This window comes from Psychrobacter sp. JB385 (assembly GCF_900163785.1).
Classification (GTDB): Bacteria; Pseudomonadota; Gammaproteobacteria; order Pseudomonadales; family Moraxellaceae; genus Psychrobacter.
In genome coordinates, this window is record NZ_FUKN01000014.1 from 482,644 (window position 1) to 504,270 (window position 21,627).

General features: G+C 43.2%; 17 protein-coding genes. 6 read left to right on the forward strand and 11 right to left on the reverse strand.

All coding sequences use genetic code 11. The annotated features are described in order from the left end of the window. Positions 1 to 79: 79 nt before the first annotated feature. On the reverse strand, positions 80 to 1,201 hold the full coding sequence (locus tag CZ794_RS13195) for a PilT/PilU family type 4a pilus ATPase (protein ID WP_087042037.1): 1,122 nt from the start codon (positions 1,199 to 1,201) through the stop codon (positions 80 to 82). A gap of 146 nt (positions 1,202 to 1,347) precedes the next feature. Beyond that, on the reverse strand, positions 1,348 to 2,403 hold the full coding sequence (locus CZ794_RS13200) for a type IV pilus twitching motility protein PilT (protein ID WP_087042038.1): 1,056 nt from the start codon (positions 2,401 to 2,403) through the stop codon (positions 1,348 to 1,350). 275 nt (positions 2,404 to 2,678) lie between these two features. On the opposite strand from CZ794_RS13200, the gene CZ794_RS13205 reads away from it, so the two are divergent. Further along, a complete protein-coding gene (locus tag CZ794_RS13205; protein WP_087042039.1) occupies positions 2,679 to 3,395 on the forward strand; it encodes a YggS family pyridoxal phosphate-dependent enzyme in 717 nt (238 codons plus the stop codon). An 87-nt stretch (positions 3,396 to 3,482) separates the two neighbouring features. Here CZ794_RS13205 and CZ794_RS13210 read toward each other — a convergent pair whose 3' ends face one another. The 3 genes from CZ794_RS13210 to CZ794_RS13220 form a co-directional block, all read right to left on the reverse strand. Continuing rightward, positions 3,483 to 4,238 carry a phosphatase PAP2 family protein gene (locus tag CZ794_RS13210; protein ID WP_218778327.1) on the reverse strand — a complete coding sequence of 252 codons (756 nt, stop codon included), beginning with the start codon at positions 4,236 to 4,238 and terminating at the stop codon, positions 3,483 to 3,485. 176 nt (positions 4,239 to 4,414) lie between these two features. Continuing rightward, positions 4,415 to 5,689: a hemolysin family protein gene (locus tag CZ794_RS13215; protein ID WP_087042040.1), complete on the reverse strand. Its 1,275-nt coding sequence runs from the start codon at positions 5,687 to 5,689 to the stop codon at positions 4,415 to 4,417. Between the two features lie 239 nt (positions 5,690 to 5,928). After that, a complete protein-coding gene (locus tag CZ794_RS13220; protein WP_179207316.1) occupies positions 5,929 to 7,605 on the reverse strand; it encodes an NAD+ synthase in 1,677 nt (558 codons plus the stop codon). A gap of 825 nt (positions 7,606 to 8,430) precedes the next feature. Between CZ794_RS13220 and CZ794_RS13225 the strand changes: the two genes are divergently transcribed. The 3 genes from CZ794_RS13225 (at position 8,431) to epmA (ending at position 11,928) form a co-directional block, all read left to right on the forward strand. Beyond that, positions 8,431 to 9,558, forward strand: a complete 1,128-nt coding sequence (locus CZ794_RS13225; RefSeq protein ID WP_087042042.1) for an AI-2E family transporter — start codon at positions 8,431 to 8,433, stop codon at positions 9,556 to 9,558. 150 nt (positions 9,559 to 9,708) lie between these two features. Further along, positions 9,709 to 10,830 carry a 4-phosphoerythronate dehydrogenase gene (locus tag CZ794_RS13230; protein WP_256958988.1) on the forward strand — a complete coding sequence of 374 codons (1,122 nt, stop codon included), beginning with the start codon at positions 9,709 to 9,711 and terminating at the stop codon, positions 10,828 to 10,830. Between the two features lie 78 nt (positions 10,831 to 10,908). After that, the gene (gene epmA, locus CZ794_RS13235) at positions 10,909 to 11,928 is read left to right on the forward strand and encodes an EF-P lysine aminoacylase EpmA (RefSeq protein WP_087042044.1); all 1,020 of its coding nucleotides are present in this window, start codon (positions 10,909 to 10,911) and stop codon (positions 11,926 to 11,928) included. A gap of 302 nt (positions 11,929 to 12,230) precedes the next feature. Here epmA and CZ794_RS13240 read toward each other — a convergent pair whose 3' ends face one another. The 6 genes from CZ794_RS13240 to CZ794_RS13265 form a co-directional block, all read right to left on the reverse strand. Continuing rightward, a complete protein-coding gene (locus CZ794_RS13240; RefSeq protein ID WP_087042045.1) occupies positions 12,231 to 12,866 on the reverse strand; it encodes an NAD(P)H-binding protein in 636 nt (211 codons plus the stop codon). Between the two features lie 176 nt (positions 12,867 to 13,042). Next, positions 13,043 to 13,492: a DUF188 domain-containing protein gene (locus tag CZ794_RS13245; protein WP_087042046.1), complete on the reverse strand. Its 450-nt coding sequence runs from the start codon at positions 13,490 to 13,492 to the stop codon at positions 13,043 to 13,045. After that, positions 13,492 to 14,814: a 5-(carboxyamino)imidazole ribonucleotide synthase gene (locus tag CZ794_RS13250; protein WP_087042047.1), complete on the reverse strand. Its 1,323-nt coding sequence runs from the start codon at positions 14,812 to 14,814 to the stop codon at positions 13,492 to 13,494. The genes CZ794_RS13245 and CZ794_RS13250 overlap by 1 nt, the downstream gene beginning before the upstream one ends. Positions 14,815 to 15,044: 230 nt before the next feature. Further along, positions 15,045 to 15,605 carry a 5-(carboxyamino)imidazole ribonucleotide mutase gene (purE, locus tag CZ794_RS13255; protein WP_087042048.1) on the reverse strand — a complete coding sequence of 187 codons (561 nt, stop codon included), beginning with the start codon at positions 15,603 to 15,605 and terminating at the stop codon, positions 15,045 to 15,047. A gap of 98 nt (positions 15,606 to 15,703) precedes the next feature. Continuing rightward, positions 15,704 to 16,669 carry a metallophosphoesterase gene (locus CZ794_RS13260; protein WP_087042049.1) on the reverse strand — a complete coding sequence of 322 codons (966 nt, stop codon included), beginning with the start codon at positions 16,667 to 16,669 and terminating at the stop codon, positions 15,704 to 15,706. A 166-nt stretch (positions 16,670 to 16,835) separates the two neighbouring features. Then, positions 16,836 to 17,444: a rhomboid family intramembrane serine protease gene (locus CZ794_RS13265; RefSeq protein ID WP_087042050.1), complete on the reverse strand. Its 609-nt coding sequence runs from the start codon at positions 17,442 to 17,444 to the stop codon at positions 16,836 to 16,838. 378 nt (positions 17,445 to 17,822) lie between these two features. Between CZ794_RS13265 and CZ794_RS13270 the strand changes: the two genes are divergently transcribed. Together CZ794_RS13270 and CZ794_RS13275 are read left to right on the forward strand one after the other, a co-directional pair. Then, on the forward strand, positions 17,823 to 19,430 hold the full coding sequence (locus CZ794_RS13270; protein ID WP_087042051.1) for a hypothetical protein: 1,608 nt from the start codon (positions 17,823 to 17,825) through the stop codon (positions 19,428 to 19,430). Between the two features lie 473 nt (positions 19,431 to 19,903). After that, positions 19,904 to 21,523 carry an OmpA family protein gene (locus CZ794_RS13275; protein WP_087042052.1) on the forward strand — a complete coding sequence of 540 codons (1,620 nt, stop codon included), beginning with the start codon at positions 19,904 to 19,906 and terminating at the stop codon, positions 21,521 to 21,523. Positions 21,524 to 21,627 lie beyond the last annotated feature (104 nt).

Sequence of the window (21,627 nt, forward strand, 5' to 3'; positions counted from 1 at the left end):
AAGCCTTTATTAGTGATAATAAAGGCTTTTTTTTTGATAGAGGGTTTTGCTCGCTATAAGGGAAACGGGGTTAAAAATATTAAGTGATGTCTAGCGATAAGCTATCAGCGCCTTCGTCCAGATTCGCCATACCATTTTTACTACTCAGTTTAATTTTTAAGCGTAAGTCGTTGGGAGAGTCCGCATGAAGAATCGCTTCTTTGTATGTGATTTCTCCTTGCTCATACAAGTCAAACAAAGCTTGATCGAAGGTCTGCATGCCGCTCTCGCGCGAGCGCGTCATGACATCCTTGATTTCATGAACCTCACCTTTACGAATATAGTCACTAATCAGCTGGGAGTTTAATAAAATCTCGATAGCAGCGCGTCGCCCTTTACCGTCTGGAGTGGGAATGAGCTGCTGAGCGATAATGGCTTGTAGGTTTAGGGACAAATCCATGAATAACTGATTGTGACGACTGGTTTCAAAAAAGTGAATAATACGGTCAATGGCTTGGTTGGCATTGTTTGCGTGTAGCGTTGCAAATACCAAGTGGCCTGTTTCGGCATATTGAATGGCATAGCTCATGACTTCTCGGTTACGAATCTCGCCAATTAAGATGACATCAGGCGCTTGGCGCAAAGTGTTTTTTAGACCCGCTTCAAATGAGTGGGTGTCGAGACCGACTTCACGTTGGGTAATGATACAGCCACGATGTTTGTGAACAAACTCAATCGGATCTTCAATGGTGATGATATGACCATGAGAGTTGTGATTGCGATGTCCGATCATGGCGGCAAGCGTGGTAGATTTACCTGTACCAGTCGCGCCAACCAATAAAATGATGCCCCTTTTTTTCATTGCCAAATCTTTTAGGGCAGGTGGTAGGCGTAGCTCTTCGACAGTCGGGATTTTATTTTCAATTTTTCGTAAAATCATTCCTGCCATATCACGCTGTATAAACGCACTGACCCGAAAACGGGCTTGTTGAGCCTCATCAGAGATAGCAAACTGACACTCATTGGTCTCTTCAAATTCCTTTTGCTGAGAAGGTGTCATGACGCCTTTAACCAGTCTCATGGTTTGATCGGCGCTCAACGGCGTCTTACCGACCGGTAGGATTTTTCCATTTATTTTCATGGAAGGGGCCACATCAGCGGTAATAAAAAGGTCAGAGCCATTTTTATTGATCATTAGCTGCAATAGTTTATCAATATCCATATCGTACCTGCACTCGATGTAAATTGATTAAAGAAAAGTCTAAAATCATGTGTTCAAAATTGCTAATGATGATCAGTGAAAATAAATATCCTATATTGCCAATATTTTTACTATAACAAAGGACTGACAATATACGATTAATGATACTACAAAAATGCTTCAGGCTGTTTGGCATAAGGGCGAGCCACATCTTTACTGATGGTGCCTTTTCCTACTAAGTTCTTCAATGTTTGATCAAGCGTAATCATGCCGTCACCTGCGCCCGTCTGAATCGCTGAATACATCTGAGCGATTTTATTTTCTCGTATCAAGTTACGAATAGCGGATGTGCCCAGCATGATTTCGTGTGCAGCAACACGCCCGCCTGTTTGGCGACGTAGCAGCGTTTGTGAAATCACTGCTTGTAGTGATTCAGACAACATGGCACGAATCATGTCTTTTTCTGCGGCGGGAAATACATCGATAACACGGTCAATCGTCTTAGCGGCTGAGCTTGTGTGTAGCGTACCGAATACTAAGTGACCAGTTTCTGCGGCTGTCAATGCCAAACGAATGGTCTCAAGGTCACGTAGCTCACCGACCAAAATAACATCTGGATCCTCACGGAGGGCAGAGCGGAGTGCCGGCTCAAAGCCCAACGTATCGCGGTGAACCTCACGCTGGTTGATAAGGCTTTTCTTAGATTCGTGGACAAACTCAATGGGATCTTCGATGGTTAAAATATGCTCTTTACGAGTTTCATTGATATAGTCAATCATGGCCGCCAGTGTGGTTGATTTGCCTGAACCTGTAGGGCCTGTCACCAATACCACGCCACGCTTAAAGTCTGAGACGCGTTTGAACACATCGCCCATCCCCAAATCTTCCATGGTAAGCACTTTAGAGGGAATGGTCCGAAAAACAGCACCAGCACCGCGATTTTGATTAAAAGCGTTTACTCGAAAACGGGCTAAATTAGGAATCTCAAAAGAAAAATCTGTCTCAAAAAACTCTTCAAAATCGGCACGCTGCTTATCATTCATGATGTCATAAATAAGCTGATGCACCACTTGATGCGTCATCGAAGGCATGTTGATTCGAGTCATCTCACCATCGGCGCGAATCATAGCCGGCATACCAGCTGAAATATGTAAATCTGATGCTTTATGCTTGACGGTGAATCGAAGCAAATCTTCAATACTTAAGGGGTTTTTTTCAGCCATAATCAGATATTCCTATCAATGAGAGTGGGGCAAAAGAGCATAAAATAGACGGTTGCCAATCGATAGATGCGCTTTTAGAGCAAGAATATCGATGAAGAGTAAGCGAGGAAATGAACGCTGGTAGTTGGTTGTATTTGTTACTCCATGTAACAATATAATAACAAGACTATTGGCATTTAACCATCTACTACATCAACAAAATGCAAAATTAGTTATGCTTATAATCAAAGCGCTTTTTGTTAAATATTCGATCAAATTATTCTTGCGAGCTGTATATGAAAAACGATGAAAATAATATAGATAGTCAAAGCCTCATTAATCATTGGCAGCAGGTCACCGAACAGATGGCTCAATCTTGTGATAATGTTGAGAGAGAAGTTAACGATGTTGTTTTATTGGCTGTTTCCAAAACCAAACCTGCTGAGATGATTGCAACGTTGGCGCAGCAAGGACAAGCACATTTTGGCGAAAACTACCTACAAGAAGCGGTAGAAAAAATCACTCGCCTAAAAGCGCAGCAGGACAGTACCACTATTATTTGGCATTATATTGGCAGTATCCAGCGTAATAAAACTCGTGATATCGCTGAGCATTTTGATTGGGTACAAACGGTCGAACGTGACATCATTGCCAAGCGCTTAAACGATCAGCGCCCCGCTGAGATGTCGCCATTGAATGTATTGATTCAGCTAAACATTGACAATGAAACAAGTAAGTCAGGCTGTTTGCCAGAGCAGCTACCTGATTTGGTCAAGGCGATTAAAGGCTATGAGCGACTACAGCTTCGCGGTTTAATGATTATTCCTGCTAAAGCAGACACTAATGCCTTTGCTCGAACCAAGCAGTTGTTTGATGAGATTAAACAGCATCACCCAGAGCTGAGTGACTGGGATACTTTGAGTATGGGCATGAGTGGGGACATGACAGAGGCAATTGCCAACGGCTCTACAATGGTACGTGTTGGGACCGCCATCTTTGGGGCAAGAAGTTAGCGGCAAATCAAAACAGGCCCATATAATCTATAAATATAAAAAGGCGTTTGCTTTTTCTTGCAAACGCCTTTTTATACCCATGATTTATCAAGGCTCATGTATTGCCTTATCGTCTTGGTGCCTGAATAGCCCATAACTTGAGAAAAAGATGTTTTGTAGGGCATGACCAAGGTGTATTTGGCTTGAGCGCTGCCATCGTATCCATTCAAGTACCAATATACAAAGTGTCAACCAAATGGTGCCTGCAATATAACCGGCAATAATATCACTGGGAAAGTGAGCACCCAAGTAAATTCGGCTCGTACCGATCAGTAAAACAAGTAGACCCAATACAATAGACAAGCTTATTTTTATCACCTTGTTTTGACGGCTTCTTATGACTAAATAAATGAGAAATCCGTAAAAAACCAGCGAGCCCATCGAGTGACCGCTCGGAAAACTAAAACCAATCGCGTCAATGGCTTCATTAATAGAAGGTCGTCCTCGCTCATAGATTTGTTTTAACAACCAAGTCAGCGCGCCAGTACCGCCGACGGCAATGATAAAAAAAAGCGTTGCCCACTTATCTCTGGCTTTGAACCAAAGGAACAAAATCACAGCCGCAGATAAGCAAGCTACAAACCAGACAGAACCCATGTGAGTGACCGAAGTATACATAACATCAAGGGTAGAAGTTTGCAGCGTTTCAAAAAACCCAATGGCGCTACTGTCAAACCTCTCAAGCCTATCTTCTAACACGTTTTCTGCCAGCTGAGAGAATAGCCAAATAAGTAACAAAGCTATTCTCAAGCCTATGATCAAAACAATAGACAAAAAGCCTGCTTTTTTAATGTCTGCTTCCATAATATACACGCCTTTTAATCCACCTATTTTTATGACAATGAACAAAAAAAGCGCTTACCTTAACATTTTTAGAGAGTGTCTCGCGTTATTCAATTATTATCAAATGTTGAAAAGATGGTATGTAGTGGTGAATAATTGATGGAGGGACAAATTCTATGTAGCGTTAGACACTTATTTTATTCAGGGTCTTCAAACTTGGTCACCAGCATCTGAGTGATTTTGAGGTTATCAGTGGCGATGATTTCAAACCGATAATTGGCATACTCAATCGTGTCAGTTTTCTTTGGGATTTTACGTAGCATGTACATCATAAACCCGCTAATGGTTTCATAGTTTTGACTACGCGGTAAGCTGACAATATCCAAGGCACGAACCACATCTTCAATCGGTGTCATACCATCAATCAACCAAGAGTTATCGGTACGCTGGACAATTGGCTGCTCCTCCGTAGTCACAAGCTCGCCCATCACGATGCTCATGACATCTTTTAGGGTAATGACGCCCACCACCAAGCCATATTCATTGACGATAACGGCAAAGTCTGCCCCAGTAGACTTAAACATCTCTAGAACTTCAAATAAAGATAAAGTATCAGGGACAAACAGCGCGGGCTTGAGGAGCGCTTTGTCGGTCAAGCTGACCTGTTGTTGGTTTAAAACCAGCGCCAAAAAACTGCGTGACTCGACATAACCCAAGATTTGCTCTAAGTCATCTTCATAGCACACCAAAAATTTATTGTGTGGCTGCTCAATCATCACTTCGACAACGTCTTCGGTAGTGGTCTTGGTATCGAAATACACGATGTTTTCGCGTGGATTCATGACTGAGGTGACGGTGCGCTCTTGCATATCAAAGATGTTTTCTATCAGATGATGTTCTTGCTTCTTAATAACGCCGGCTTCTGCACCCGCATCCATCACAGCGTAGATGTCCTCTGGTGTCATATCATCTTGACGTATGGTTGAGATACCCAGTAGCTTAAAGACGATATTTGCCGCACCGTCAAATACCCAAATGACAGGCTTGAAGAAAAATATCAAGAGCATCATGGGCCGTACAAGACGTACCGCGATGATTTCACCATTGGACATCGCAAACCGTCTGGGCATCAAGTCAGCAAGCAAGGAGAACAAACTGGTAATCACAATAAACGAGATGACCGATGCTACAGCTTCATTATCCAATAATTGCTGTAGATAAGGGCTGATAGCAGATTCTCCGACTGCCCCTGCTGAAATCGCGACAGCATTGAGCACCACTTGGACGACAGTAATAAAACTGCCAGGATGCTCTTGCATCTTAAGCACATCAAAGGCACGAACATCGCCTTCTTTTGCCATGATTTGTAGCTTAATCTTACGAGCCGCCGCAATGGCAATCTCAGCAGCAGAAACAAAAGCACTTAAGGCTAGCAGTAAAATAAGAAAGATACTGGCAGTTAGCAGACTCATGACATACTCGGTAAAAAATGTGAAGTTTAAAAATAATAGTAAGAGGGTTGATTAGAAGAAGAGGTGAAGCCTTGTTTATAATAAATTTGAAAGCATAAAAACGGGAAAAATAAGTGTATAGAAACCAAAAAAGCTGGGAAAGCTCCCAGCCAATGGTGAAAATCCAATTTTCTGTAAAATGGCGATGCCATCAGCACCGCGCAGCTTTTAAGAGATAAAAGTTGCGTGAGCAGAAGCGGTTAGCCTTTTATAGACCATTTGTTGACCAGAGGATAGCGGCGCTCACGGCCAAAGGCTTTGTGGCTAATCTTGGTACCAATCGGCGATTGCAAACGTTTGTATTCGTTGTGATCAACCATCTTAATGACTTTTGCGACCAGCTCTGCATCAAAACCTTTATCGACGATGTCTTGATAACCCATATCTTCATCGATATAAGACGCCAAAATACCATCCAATACATCATAGTCAGGCAAGCTGTCTTGATCTTTTTGGTCTGGGCGTAGCTCGGCTGATGGTGGGCGGGTGATGACACGCTCAGGAATCACAGGCGTGTCTTCTAAACGGTTGCGATAGCTTGCCAACTTATAAACTTGGGTTTTGTACACGTCTTTTAAGACATCAAAACCGCCTGCCATATCACCATATAGCGTCGAATATCCAACCGCCAATTCTGACTTATTACCAGTTGTGATGACCAGATGACCGAACTTATTGGACAATGCCATTAGCACAACACCGCGCGCACGGGCTTGGATATTTTCTTCGGTGGTATCGGCAGGCGACTTATTAAATAAAGGTGCTAACGTATGACGAATGCCTTCAACCGCATCAAAGATAGGACAAACCGTATAAGACACATTCAAACGGCGGGCTTGCGCCTGCGCATCTTCTAAGCTGATTTGAGAGGTATATTCATATGGCATCATGACGGCATATACTTTGTCAGCGCCCAAGGCGTCGACAGCGATACATAGCGTTAATGCCGAATCAATACCGCCTGATAACCCAACGATAATGCCAGAGAATCCTGAGTGATTGACATAGTCGCGCAGACCAACCACCAACGCCTGATACATCTCTGACTCACGGCTCAAGGTCAAGGGTGCTTTCGGTTGACTGTTGAACTTGGCTGTCTTGACATCCAAAGTCGCCAACAATAACTGATTCATAAAGCGCGGTGCTTCATGGGCAACGCTGCCATCAGCTTGTACAGCCATAGAGCCACCATCGAATACCAAGTCATCTTGGCCGCCAACGGCGTTGACATACACAATAGGTAAGTTGTTTTCGCGGCTACGTTTAGCCAGCATGGTTTTGCGGTTTTCTTGTTTTTCAATCTCAAAAGGTGAGGCGTTTAAGCTAACAATCAGATCAGCGCCTTGTTTTTTCAGCTCAGAGATAGGGCCTTTTTCCCATAAGTCTTCACAAATAAGAAGACCAATGGTGATACCTTTATAATCAAATAAAACTTGATTGCGACCTTTATCAAAGTAGCGGCGCTCATCAAACACGCCATAATTTGGCAAAATCTGCTTGTGATAAAAGCCCTTTTGATGACCATTGTGTAAGATGGCGGCAGAGTTAAAAGTACCATGATGGTCAACATGAGGATACCCAACAATCATGACGATATCGTCGATATCACTTAAGTTTGATAAGGCGTTTTTGACACGACCTGACAAGCTTGGGCGTAGCAATAAGTCTTGAGGAGGGTAGCCTAACAGCGCAAGCTCTGGGAAAACGATAACATCTGCGCCTTGTTCGCGGGCTTGCAACGCAAGGGTACGCATTTTTTCGGTATTGGCCGCGATATCGCCAACTAAAAAGTGCGATTGTGCCAATGCAAAGGTAACAGTCTCTTGGGGCCTGCTGGTCTCGTTTGAAGTATTGGTATTATCAGTGTCTTTTGACATCGTTATTTTTCCTATCGATATAGTATTTAAAAACAGTATTTAAAATTTGGTCGGTTAATTTGATCTACAATAAAATCAAAGTCGCTCCGAAACTCACTCAAAATAACACTCTTTCATATTTAGTTCTAATATAGAACCCGTATGACGAGTCTCAATCTTACTGAAACCGCTACACAAGGCTGATGCATAATATTTAAAATTATGGCATGACTCTAAAAGTCAGATACGACGCTCTAGAGAAAGGCATTGAATAGGATTCTGGTTTTTGGTTTAAAAAATGCTATGTCTGTATCACCATCAAAATAAATGCGTTCAAATGAACGTAACTATGTTGAAAAGCTCAAGATAATACTCTTAGTATAACATCAATTGCCCTGACAAATAGAACGCGCCAGTGAATTACCTTGCAAGATATCTGTTGCATGCGTAAAGACAACAGCGGTTTGAGATGCTTTGTTTTTGTGGACTAAAAGTATGTATAGCGTTTTAGATACAGTTGTCATGGTCTAGTAAGTTGAGATAGAGAAAGTTGTAAGTAAAAATTACAACATAGCGTTATAAAATGGCCTTTTTTTGCTGCATAATAAAACATCTTAATAGCAATATTTTCGCTTTGTTTTAATAGCATTTGTAGACGGTGGTAGCGTAGGGTATGCTGTTATTGAATGCTGATAAAACAGCGGTTTGCCACTATATTACAACCCATAACCTTCGTTAATGGACACAGTTTATGGATAAGCTCTGTAAATTGGCGTTCATCATATATTTATAAACTTGCCAGCAAGGCTGTGACACGCTTTGCTACCTGCTCTTGGCTTATACGCTATGATTGAAAATTGGACAAAAGAGTTTATTATTCAGCGCTTGCTGGCTATTACTTTATTGGTTGTATTATTCGTATTGTGTTTTCAGGTCGTGCAATTTTTTATTGTACCGGCACTTTGGGCAGCCATTTTGGCATACGTGACTTTTCCGGTTTATAACTTTTTTTATGAAAAAGTGAAGCTCAGCCCCAATTTTAGTGCTGCCATTATGACGGTGAGCATATCTTTGATAATAGGTGTACCACTTGTGATTGGGGTGTTTATCCTACAACAAGAAGCCTTAAGCTTGATTAGTAATCTTGTGTATCGTGTCAAAGTCGGCTATTTGGATGTACCCAATTCTATTAAAGATTTGCCAGTTATTGGTCAACAAGTCAAAGATGTGCTGTGGCGAATCAATAAAAACCCTGAAGGAACACTCGAAGCTTTTCGAATGTGGGTGCAGTCGCATTTGTATTATGGCAAAGTCGCTCTAGATGTGGCGTTCAGTAGTCTTGCTAAGCTTGGTATGGCGCTGATGACTTTGTTTTTTTTCTATCGTGATGGGACCAGTTTGATCCGCCAAATTCGCCAAGCGTTGCGCAATATCATCGGTAATCGCATCGATGGTTATATTGATTCAGTAGGGACGACCACACGTGCTGTGGTATATGGTATTGGTTTGACTGCCTTAGCACAGGCACTGCTGGCGGGTGTCGGTTATTACTTCGCTGGCGCGCCAAGTCCTATTTTATTGACTATTGTTACTTTTATTATAGCCTTAATTCCTTTTGGCACACCATTTGTGTGGGGCGGGGTATCGGTTTGGCTGTTGAGCAAAGGGTACACGGTAGAGGGCATTGGCTTGGCGCTGTGGGGCACCTTGGTGATTAGCTGGGTTGATAACTTGATCCGTCCTATTGTCATCAGTGGCGCAACCAAAATTCCTTTTATTATTATTTTTATTGGCGTATTGGGCGGTCTAACGGCCTTTGGCTTCGTTGGTTTATTTATCGGCCCTGTGGTCTTAGCCATTGGGCTTGCGGTATGGCGCGAATGGATCTCGAACCACAAAAATGAGCTGTTTGCGGCGCAAGAGATGGTTTTGGCCGATAGTCACCCTTTACCACCAGAAGAGAAAACGGAGTAAACGTTTCCGTCATTAATAAAAGACTGTAAAAACGTGACTCAGCAATCTTATAAGTGACTTCTGGCTGCGCGACTGTAGATAAAAACTTTAAATTAAAGCAGCCACGGTACAAATAACCACAATGATGCTGCAACTATTATGAAGGGTAACATGGATACAACCACACCTATTATGATCATTGCCGATAGCAATATCGCAAGCCTAGATGCATTTTTTAATGCGTCAACGCTCGGACAAGCAACTGGTCAACCTGTCAATATCATCACGGTGGCTGGACGAGATATCAATGCGGCTCTTTTAGCAGAGTGGCAGCCTGAGATTTTATTGATACGCTCCGTGACACCAGTAGATGCAGCTTTATTGGCTGATAATAAAAGTGTGCAATTTGTCGGTTCTGCCACTATCGGTACTGATCATGTCGATCAAGAGTATTTGATGGCGCGTCAGATAACCTTTGCCAATGCGGCTGGTTGTAGCAAACATTCTGTGGCGCAATATGTACTGACAGCTATCTTGACCCTACGATCGAAGTATTGGCAACAGTCAGTGACGCTTGGGATTATTGGACTGGGTAATATTGGTAGTACTTTGGCTGATTATGCCCATGACTTAGGCTGGCAGATATTAGGTTATGATCCACTGCTACCAGCCTCTAATATAAACAATGCCAGCCTAGAACAAGTTCTGAGTCAGAGTGATGTCGTCAGTTTGCATGTACCATTGACCAGTCAAAAAAATACAAATACTCAGCATGCTAGCAACGGCAGCGACTATCCAACGCGTCATTTAATCGATGCAGAGGCATTAGCGATGATGCCTGCTCATACGATGTTGATTAACAGTGCGCGTGGCGCTGTCATTAATGCAAGTGACCTTGAAGCAGATATCGAACGTACTAACCGACAAGTGGTATTAGATGTGTTTGAGCATGAACCACAAATTGCAGAGCCATTACTCTCTCGGCTTGCTATTGCTACGCCGCATATTGCGGGTTATACCGTAGAAGGCAAGCTGCGTGGTACACAAATTATTTATGATGCGCTATGTGAGCAATTATCGGTCGCACCTACTCAGTCTATGCAGACGCTATTGCCGCTAAATATGTTCTTGTGGTCGGAGTTACAGACGTATCCAGATAGATTGATTAAGTTTTACGATATTAAGCAAGATGATGCGGCATTAAGAGAAAAGATAGTCGATGGCCAAGTGAACGGTGCTGACTTTGACCAGCTAAGACGGGATTATCATTTGCGCCGTGAATGGCAGTCTTAAATATGCCATTACCATGTATACGCTCAGTCTAGAAACCATCAATCAAAAACGATTATTCATCCATTGCAGTAGATAATAATGAATCAAGCCCGCCATCATTTACACAGATCCAGCTACGCACCCACGATGTCACTTGCGATGGCACAGCAGCGCGCGCAGTTTATGAGTAGCATTCGTCAGTTTTTTCTAAAGCAGCAAGTGCTAGAAGTACAGACGCCGCTGCTTTCTCAAGCGGGTAATACGGATACGTTTTTACAATCAGTGGCGGCGCAAGTGACGTATCAAGATAAGCCTAGAATGTACTATCTGCACACGTCACCTGAATTTGCCATGAAGCGTTTGCTAGCGAGTTGGCAAGTACCTATTTATCAGATTTGTCCTGTATTTCGAGACAATGAAATTGGCACAAGACATAATATAGAATTCACCATGCTCGAATGGTATCAGCCAAATTATAGCTTGGCAGACATGGCGGCTGAGGTTGGCGAGTTGTTAGAGATGCTATACAGCTACCCTGTGGTGATGAATCACTATCGTTATGTTGATGCGTTTATGGACTTTGTTGGCATACATCCACTGACTGCAAGTCTGGATGCATTGCAAGCAGTTGCTGAAGACAAGGGGCTAATGGGATTCGATTTCAATAATGAAGAGAGTTGTGATAGTGAGGCAGACCGTCGTCAAAGCTGGCTGGATCTGTTGTTCAGTCATGCGGTCGAACCACATTTGGGACATGATTTACCCACTTTGATTATAGAATATCCCCCTGCGACAGCGGCATTGGCCAAGACGTCATTGGATAAAGACGGTAATGAAGTGGCCAAACGTTTTGAGCTATACATCAATGGAATTGAAATTGCCAACGCGTATGATGAGCTGGCAGATGGTCAAGCACTAAGAGCGCGTTTCGAAAAAGACAATCAATTGCGCGCGCGCCACAATTTGCCCATCATGCCAATCGATGAACATCTCATCGCTGCCTCTGACGATCTGATGCCTTGTAGCGGTATTGCGGTTGGGCTAGATAGATTACTAATGGTGATTACAGGTGCCAGTAGTTTAGAAGAAGTGATTCCTTTTCCGAGTAGATTGGCCTAATCTTATGACTGAGTCTCACTCTATTAATAAATACTATGGTCGATTCTAAATAAAACAGACATGTTGTATATCAATGTTGAACTGGAATGAATTTTTCTTGCTTGCTGTGCCTTCGCAGACAGAGGGTGCAAAAAACCAACTCCAGTCACGCTGACGCATTTTTATATTGGACTCACTATATATAAAACTTTGAACAAAAAAAGGTCGCTTGCCATTCAGGATAGCTATTGCTGAATGACAAACGACCATTTTTATGAGCCATTGGCGCTCATTCATTTTTGAGAATTCTGTTCACATCGGATTTACACCGTCGCAATGGCTTCATTGATATCAATATCACCATTATGCATGTTAAACGCTTGTTTGATGGTATTATCTGCGGTTAATACAGCAGCCAATGTTGTGGCAACATCTTCAATCGAGTTTTCGCCAGCACTTTCATCAATGGCAATTTTACCTGTGCCTGCGCGTTCTTTTAGCGCTCCTGGCTGCACAATAGTGTAGTCAAGTGAGCTGTTATTGACTAGCCACTGATCTGCATAATGTTTGCAAATATAGTAGTCTTTTAGATTGGCAATGCCGGGGCTATCCCATTTGCTGGTATCTAAAGAAAACGCTGCGCTAAGCATAATATAGCGTTTGATACCTTTGTCTTGCGTCGCCTGAATGGTTTTGATTGCCCCATGCAAGTCGACTTCTAACACATCCTTGCCACCAGAGCCTGCCACAAAATATACCGCATCGATATCTTTATCCATTTGGTCTTGAATCGCGTCTTTTTCAGCCGTAATATCCAAATCAAGCTGGCTATAATTGGCATCATTAAATAAGGTTTCTTTTTGACGCGTGGTACCGATTACTTGATGGTCATCAGCCAATAGTTGTTTTACCAACTCAGTACCCACACGTCCACTTGCACCAATTACTAAAAGTTTCATCATCATTCCTATTCTTATATATGTGTTGTTTAAAAACTATGACCAGCATAGCAAAAAAATTGGCACGCTTCGTTATGATGCGTGCCAATTGGATTGCGTTTGGTTAGAGAATGTATATGGTTTGCAAGAAAGTACCGTGTTGAAAAGAGTAGAGCAAAAATGAATAAGAAGAAATATTAACGAACCAAACGATTCAAACCATCGGCAAAGGCTTTTTTGTCACGGTCACCATAAGGCTTTTGCCCGCTCATTTCTTGCAACTCTAGGACACCAGTACCGCGCATGGTGTCCATAAAATCGCGCATATTGAGCTTTTGCTTGATATTGTTTTTGTCGTAGACCACACCGCGCGTGGTCAATACCATACCGCCTTTGTCCAAAATATCATTAGCCAAAGGAATATCGCTGGTAATGGCAAGATCGCCTGGTTGAATTTGTTCGACGATATAGTCGTCTGCTTTATCAAATCCTGATGGCACCACTGTCATAATAAGTAGGGGTGACTTACGTAGCTTGATTGGTTGATTGGCAACAAATATCGCTGTGGTCTTGGTACGCTCAGCGGTTTTGATAATCAAGTCTTTGGCAATCAAAGGTACAGAATCTGCATCTACCCAAATCTGCATTATTTTTGAGCCTCATCTGATTGAGAGTCTTCGCTCTGGGTATTAGTTTTGTCCAAAGTGTCATCAGTGTCAGAAATGCTCAGCTCATCTGTCATCTTTGGCTGGTCGTCAACGGCAACGATTTTTTTATCCAAACCCACTTTATTGGGCAATATGGCGACAAGCTTGGCTAAAGCAGGTTCTAAATCGGCCACGTCATTGGGCATCAACGTGATATGGGCAATTTTTCGATCTTCACGCTCAGCTTTTTGATAACTGTGATAATGAGCGCCATCAATTTTGAGAACTTCGCTGATATCAGGATATTGTCCCAATACATTGAGCATGATTGCTGGGTGCACATTGTCTGTATCGCCCAGCGGTAGGTTGACCACCGCGCGAATGTGATTTTCAAATTGGCTGGTGATAGCGCCTTCGATACTCCAATGCCCAGAATTGTGCACACGCGGCGCAATCTCGTTAGCGAGGACGGTGTCGTTGCCACGTGCATCTTTAACCACGAATAGCTCAAGCGCCATCACGCCAACATAATCCAAATGATTCATGACGGTCGTGATCGCATCAGTGGCCTGCTTGAGCAAATGACTGGTGCCCACGGCAGGCGCCTGAGTCTTGGCTAAAATCCCTTGATGATGATGGTTTTCGACCAAATCATAACCACGCACCTGACCGTTTTGTCCTCGCACCGCAATGATAGAAACCTCACGGCTAAAATTAATGAAACCTTCTGCTATCAGTGGGGCAGGCGTTGGTGTTAACGCGCCTTTACCACTGACTGCATCTTTAAGATCCTGCCAAGCGGCTTTAATGTCATTGTCTTCTTTGATGACAGACTGACCTTTACCGTCATAACCGCCACGGCTGGTTTTTAGAACGATAGGTAGACCCAGTGTTTGACAAGCTTGCTGCAACTCAGATTCAGAATTGACCGCCATAAACGGGACAGTCGCAATATCGAGCGTCTGGAACATCTGCTTTTCTTTTAAGCGATCTTGGGCGATATCAAGCGCAATCAATGGAGGAAACATGCCTTGCTTGCTACCCGCTATTGATAAGTTGGTCAGATGCTCAACAGTAGAAGTGGGTGTGTTTTCAAACTCTAGTGTGAAAACGTCTGTGGCTTCAATAAATGCGTCTAATTGGTCGCTGTGAAAAACGCGTCCATATAGGCTGGCAGGGCAATCGGCATTGTCTTCTAAAAACACGCACTGATACCCTAGAGGGATGGCAGCTTCGGCAAGCATCATACCAAGCTGACCACCGCCTAAAATACCGATGGTACGAATGGTTTGGGTAGTAGGGTAAGCGTTCGCTGTAGTCATGGCAGGCTCTTTAAATTAAAAATGAAAGATGTTTTGGTGTGGCGCAATTTAAAAATTTATCTAGTAAAATAGGAAAAGGTGCACTGTATGCACCTTATATTCAGTCAAGCTTCATTAAGACTCATCTAATCATACGTATACTATCAAAATTATTTTCTATCAAAATGATTTAAGGTGATAGGACACGTATCAATAAGGTCTGACAACCATTAATCATTTCATAGCGATGATCAATGATTGATAATACCCGGTGTTGGGCTAGCAAGAATGGTATCAGTTTGCGTCGTACGCAATGTATCTAGCTGAGTCGCTACCGATTCATCATGTAGTGCAAGCACTTGGATGGCAAGCAAAGCGGCATTGTAAGCGCCAGCGGCGCCAATGGCTAATGTGCCAACGGCAACGCCTTTAGGCATCTGTACAATTGATAACAAGCTATCCCAGCCGCTAAGCATAGAGGATTTTACCGGAACGCCAAATACAGGTAGTGGCGTTTGGCTGGCACACATACCAGGCAGATGAGCGGCGCCACCTGCACCAGCAATAATCACTTGTAAGCCATGAGCTTTTGCATTTTTGGCATAATCAAACAATCGATCAGGCGTACGGTGCGCTGAGACCACTTCACATTCAAAAGCAATATCAAAGTCTGCTAGCAACTGCGCTGCGGCGCTCATCGTCGCCCAATCAGATTGTGATCCCATGATAATGCCAACTTTGGGCTGACCAGTAGGAGAGGTGATAGGCCCGTTTTGCTCAGCAGCATTGGTGGTAGCCGATGTTGTGCTCATGCGTTAATATCCTCAAAAAGACCATCATACAAAAATTTTGCCGCTCTCGTAAAGCCAAGTTTCAAGTTTAATTAAAAAGCAAAAAGAATCGTGCCGATTTATGGATTTTTATCAGTAGGCTCATCATGACGATGCTGCAAAAAATTACTGGGTTTTAGAGGCAGAGGCTGCTTAGTATCAAATTGATAACAAGTCAGATAACCACTGTCTATGGCTGCTGAATAATCGGTGCAGACCACTTGATGGCTAAGCGGTTCAGGCGTACCAGTCAGCCAGTAATGACCCACAAACACAGGTTTATGAGTTTTGATTGCAAAGTCGATGTTTTCGGCCAAGGCATCGCTTGGGATTTGTGCTAAGGCAGAAGTAGGCGCGCGGGCAACTTCATAAAGCGTGCGCGTGTTCAGCTCATCAAGCCACCAACGCACTCGCACTCGCGTGCGCCTAGTACCTTCTTTGTCTACCATCGCCATACCTTCAGGCAATGGCGTTTCTACCCCTTTTAATACACGCTCAAGGGCATCAAATGGCACACTAGGCTCGCTTGCAGTGGCTATCAGGCCTTGCGGTGTCAGACAGTTATCCTCTGTCAAAAAAGGCTGCAATATGTCCATGCTATCAACATCCCAGCAAGCATGGACAAAGCAGGCGTCATCGCTCTCAAGCCACAAGGGAATCTCATAAAAACGCTGTAACCAATACTGATGTTTGTCTGAACCAAATGGCACTTCCGCCAAAAACGCCTCATGCTGACGTTTATGCGCATCGCTATGCGAACGTAAATATTGGGTAGGGTCATTAGGATCAGGCGTGGCAAAAGCCAAAGCGTTGTACTCATGATTGCCCATGACGGCATCAGCCACATCGGCATCGAGCATGGCAAAAACAATCTCTAAAGTGGCGAGCTGCTGTGGACCGCGGTCAATCAAATCACCAATGAATAAGGCGCGATGACCAGCTGGTGGGACATAGTATTGCCCATTATGGCGGTAGCCCAGCTCTGTTAGTAAGCCTGTCAACTTATCTGCATAACCGTGAATGTCACCAATAATGTCTATAATCATAATAAATCAGCAAGTCTCAATGTAATATATTAAATTAAAGGTCAAAATCTTTATGTAATGCTTTAAAGCTCATTGTCAGTCCAATGAATGCTAATGCTAACAAGGTATCATTATTGACGACCTATCTAATGTCGTTTGATAACCACAGGGATATTCATAAAATTGCTTAAAAACCAGGCGACAACAACGCGTTCAAGAAGTGAGGCAACACTCTTGGCTCTAGAATAATTGTCGCGATGATACCAAACGCACCGCCCCACAAATGCGCCATATGATTGATGTTCGAGCCACCGCGCTTATCAGCGTAAATACTATAAGCCACATACGCTACCGCAAACAATATCGCTGGGATGGGAATAACCGCAAATAGATAGATTTTTTCCCAAGGTGCTAGCAAAATAAAAGCAAACAAAACCGCTGACACACCGCCTGAGGCACCAAGACTTAGGTAACTGGCATTGTTTTTATTTTTGATATAGCTTGGAATCATCGCAACAACAATGGCCAAGACATAAAATACCACAAAACCATAGCCAAATAAGAAGGGCTGATACAAGCCTTCAATGGCACGGCCAAAAAAGTATAAAGTAAACATGTTGAACAGCAAATGCATACTGTCAGCATGAATAAAACCATGCGTCACGAAACGATCCCACTGACCAGTATTGACCGCTGGTGGATAAAAAATCAGTCGATTGAATAGCGTTTTGTTTTGCCATGCCAATAAGCTAACAATAACGGTAATAATGATGATAAGAGTCGTATGGTTAAACAAAGGAAAATCCTTAGGCCTCGCCTGATGTGTGACAATGTTATATAAAGGTTATAAATGACAATGTTCAACGCCTAAGCGTTACGGCTGAGTGAAAAATAAACATAACCAATGACAAATGATTAAACGTTAAGTCTTAATAGTCAGTTCATACTAACAGCAGTTAGAATCTCTAAAAAACATATTGTGTGACAAAACGATGCATTTTTATGCTTTTATAGTGAATAATAGAGCAAGATGTTAAGTAACGTGAAGAATGCCTCGTATCTTTGGGACAGTAGTGTATGAATAATAGAAATATCTTAGAGTATGGCACTAATAAATAAAATAAATACTTAATTTTTTATAAACTTAAAAAAAGGCCGACAGAGGCAATTGTTTATGAGTATCATCAATCAATTAGAAAAAACGGTTACGCCTGCGATAGTAGGCAATAGTAACGATAAAAATAATGTGGCTTATATCAGTTTGCTTGAGCAGTTTTATGCTATTTTGGCAGCGCGTTTGGCATTGCCACAAATCTACTCACATATTATGCGTGCTGATGAAGAGCTAACGCCTGATATCTCGGTAGAAAGCCCACTGTTTGAACAGCTATGGCAAGATCAAGCTGTACAGCAACTGATTATTCAAGAGTTGGCTGACACCCATCACATTGACTTACTGACGACCTCGCAGCTACTGATTAACGCTGCGCCCTTGGCTTATCGTGAGCTGAAAATATTGGCTAATGGACAGTTTTTGCCAGCCTTTTTACAGACAGAGCAGCCAGCGCTGCGTCAGTATTTACCGATATGGTCGGCACCCGTCATTGCGGCTCCTCAAATCTCTAATAGTGACTCATATCCGAAACGTGGCGTCGATGTGGCTACTGTACCTTTGAGCGAGGCTTCTCTGGCTGCAGTAAAAGCGCCCAATACAGATCAAGAGGCAGTCGCTACTTCTACAGCGTCTTATGTAGAAAGTGCCAGCTATTTGGAAGGCAAAGATAAAGAGCGTATTGCTAATGATCTAGTAAATACGGATGGTATTCATGTCAATCCATCAGCGCATCATTGGAACGATAGCAGCAGCATGAAGCGAGAAAAAGTGCGCACTCGCAATCAACGTAATGACTTACTGGTACGAGTGTTTTTATTGATCATAGCCATTGCTGGTGTTGGTCTTGCCGCGTGGGCACTATTGATAAAACCTAATAATGTGCCACCCTTAGAACCCATAGCCGCAGAGCCTGCCATTGCCTCACCTGTAGAAGTCCCTGCCCAAGTAATGACACCCGTTGAGTTAATCGTTGGGGTAGACAATAGTGGGAGCTTATATACTTGTAGCGCAACGGTTGGCAATGAAGCGTTGCAAGCGACATTGCAGCAGGCTCTGAATACCAGCTTTGGTGAGCAAGCAAGTACTTGTGAGTTGACTGTCAAGGCTGGGGTGGCAACTGACATTGCCACAATTTCGCCGCAAGTATTGCCAAATATCTTTACGATACTCAGATCAACGCCGTTTGCTCGTCTACAACTGCAAAATGACCGTCTCACATTAGAGGCTCCAGACAATATGCTGCTGCAAAAAATGGTCGCGGATATACAGGCTTTGGCACCAACAATGCTGATTGATAGTACGGCTCCTTTGCCTCTACCGAATAATGGCAGTGATGGTAACGCTGTCAATAATATGGCAGGTACAAACGGTGCTAACATGCAGTTTGAAAACGGCGATATAGCACCCAATAGCCAATTCGATAACAACTATAACGGTAGTGGAACTGGAGAGTATCAAGCATCAGATGACAATACGGGCGATAGGGTGACACCTGTTCTTCCTGCCCCTAACAATGGAAGTTTTAATAATAACAATGTCCCTGCTGACATTCCTAGCAATATTCCCCGCAATACGACACCAAATAGATCGTCAGGCCCTATATCAGAATCAGAAGTAGATGATATGGCAAATAGTGTTATTGTAGTAGAGCCACAGCAGGTTAGGTAAGCATAGTTCAAATAATAAGAGCAGCATTCCTATGCATATAAATGAGTAAAGGTGGCCATCAAATTAAACGGGCGGTATGAGTGTTCTCTCATACCGCCCGTTTGTTATTCTTTAGTTTTATCTATGATCGCAGTATTAAAATAAGGTCGACAGAACACAGGACAGATTTACGCTCTTTTGAATAATGCTAAGGCAGTGGATTGTCCCTAGTGGTCTTTTTGGTTACGAGTCATAACTGAAACATTACTTAACGTATCATTTGTACAACACGTGTTGATTGTGAACGTATGCTTAAAATTTTTATAATGACACTGGTCAGATGTAGCCATGGACAATATTACCTGTCATGACTTGTCATTTTATATAAGCCGTTGATGGTTTGCGCTATTTTTTCATACCTTTTTAATACCGACTTTATCATTAAAAATTTTTGACACTCAAATTATATTAATAATTAATGGAGAAAACATATTATGGATATTATCAATCATTTGACAAGGACAGTGAGTCCAGCCGTATTAGGAGACGATCACAGTCCAACCAAGCAAAATCTGCTTGAGCAGTTCTATGCAGTTTTTGCCGCCCGTCTTGCTGACGAAGACACATATAATCGCTTTGCTAATGAAAACATCGGTCGTGACGACCAACAATTTTACAATCGCGTTTGGACAGAGGATGCTCATCGTGATCAAATTGCTCGCGAATTAGCGGCCAAACACAATGTCGATCAGACGGCTGCTCGTGGTTTGGTGGCAATGGCAGCGCCACTTGCTTTTCATGAAATTAAAAGCTTAGCAGGCAATACGCCAGTACCGCAGTTTTTAAATGACAATCTTGACAGTTATCAGCACCATATACCTGCTTGGGCAAGTACGGTTCTGCCAGCAGGTATGCTAGCTGCCACACCAGCTGCTGGTGAGCGTATTTCTGATACCGTAAGCACAGCGCCTTTACAGCGCGAAGAAGAACCAAAGGGCAGCTTTTTAAAAGCTTTATTGCCAATTATTGGTTTGATCATTTTAGGGGCGCTAGCGTGGGCGCTGCTTCGTGGTTGTCAAGAGAATCCCGAACCTGTGGCGACGCCTGCTGTGACCGAGCAGCAAGTAGCTGACGGTGATGAGCAAGTAGCAGTGGCAGCAGCCATTGAACCTGCCTCATTGAGTATCGCTACAGGGGAAAACAATGAGCTGTACGCTTGCCGCATGAATGTGGGCAATGAGACATTGCAGACCAACGTCATGAATGCGTTGACCAGTGCGTTTGGTGATGAAGCCAATAAATGTCGCGCTGATGTAGACGATAATTTTGCAGTGGATATGCCAGCAGCAGCACAGCTTGCTACCATTTTGCCTATCGTCAAAAACGTACCAAATGCTAGCATGATTATTAAAGGCGACAATATCACTGTCAACGCACCAGATGCCACTGCACTGCAAAAATTAGTGTCTGATCTACAAGCAGCAGCGCCAGCGATGACCGTACAAGCTGAAGGCCCGCTAGACTTACAAGGTGAGATTGATGATAGCTTGGCTGCGGCTGATGCCGCGATGATGAACTTGGGTGAAAACCCAGATCCTCGTGATGTGGCTCGTGCGTTGAGCATACAAGTTATTAACTTTGAAGTGGATAAGGCCGTTATCCCTGATGTGAATAAAGCGTTCCTTGACCGTGCTGCCAAGATTATGGCAAAAGTGCCTGATATGAACTTAATGATTATTGGTCATACAGACAGTCAAGCGTCAGATGCTTATAACATGGAGTTATCACGTGAGCGTGCTGACGCAGTCAAAGCGTACTTGGTCTCTCAAGGCATTGACGAAAGTAAACTGTCTACGAAAGGTATGGGCGAGACTGAGCCTGTCGCTGACAACTCAACTGAACAAGGTCGCTTCCGTAATCGCCGTATTGAGTTTATGGTAAACGATCAAGATGTGAATGCCAACGAAGCCATGGCTACTGGTACTGGCAACATGGCGATGGGTACGAGCAATACAATGGACCCTGATATGAACCCACTGGATAACAACAATGATGATTTGCTACCAGATGGTGATGACGCCACTCAAGGTACAGCGTTAGATCCAACAAACTAAGCCTTTATTCTTCTTGTGAACCACTTATCAATCACCAAAAAACCGCTCCTTATTCAGGAGCGGTTTTTGTTACGGTACAAAGATAAGCAATGAAGAGGATGTGC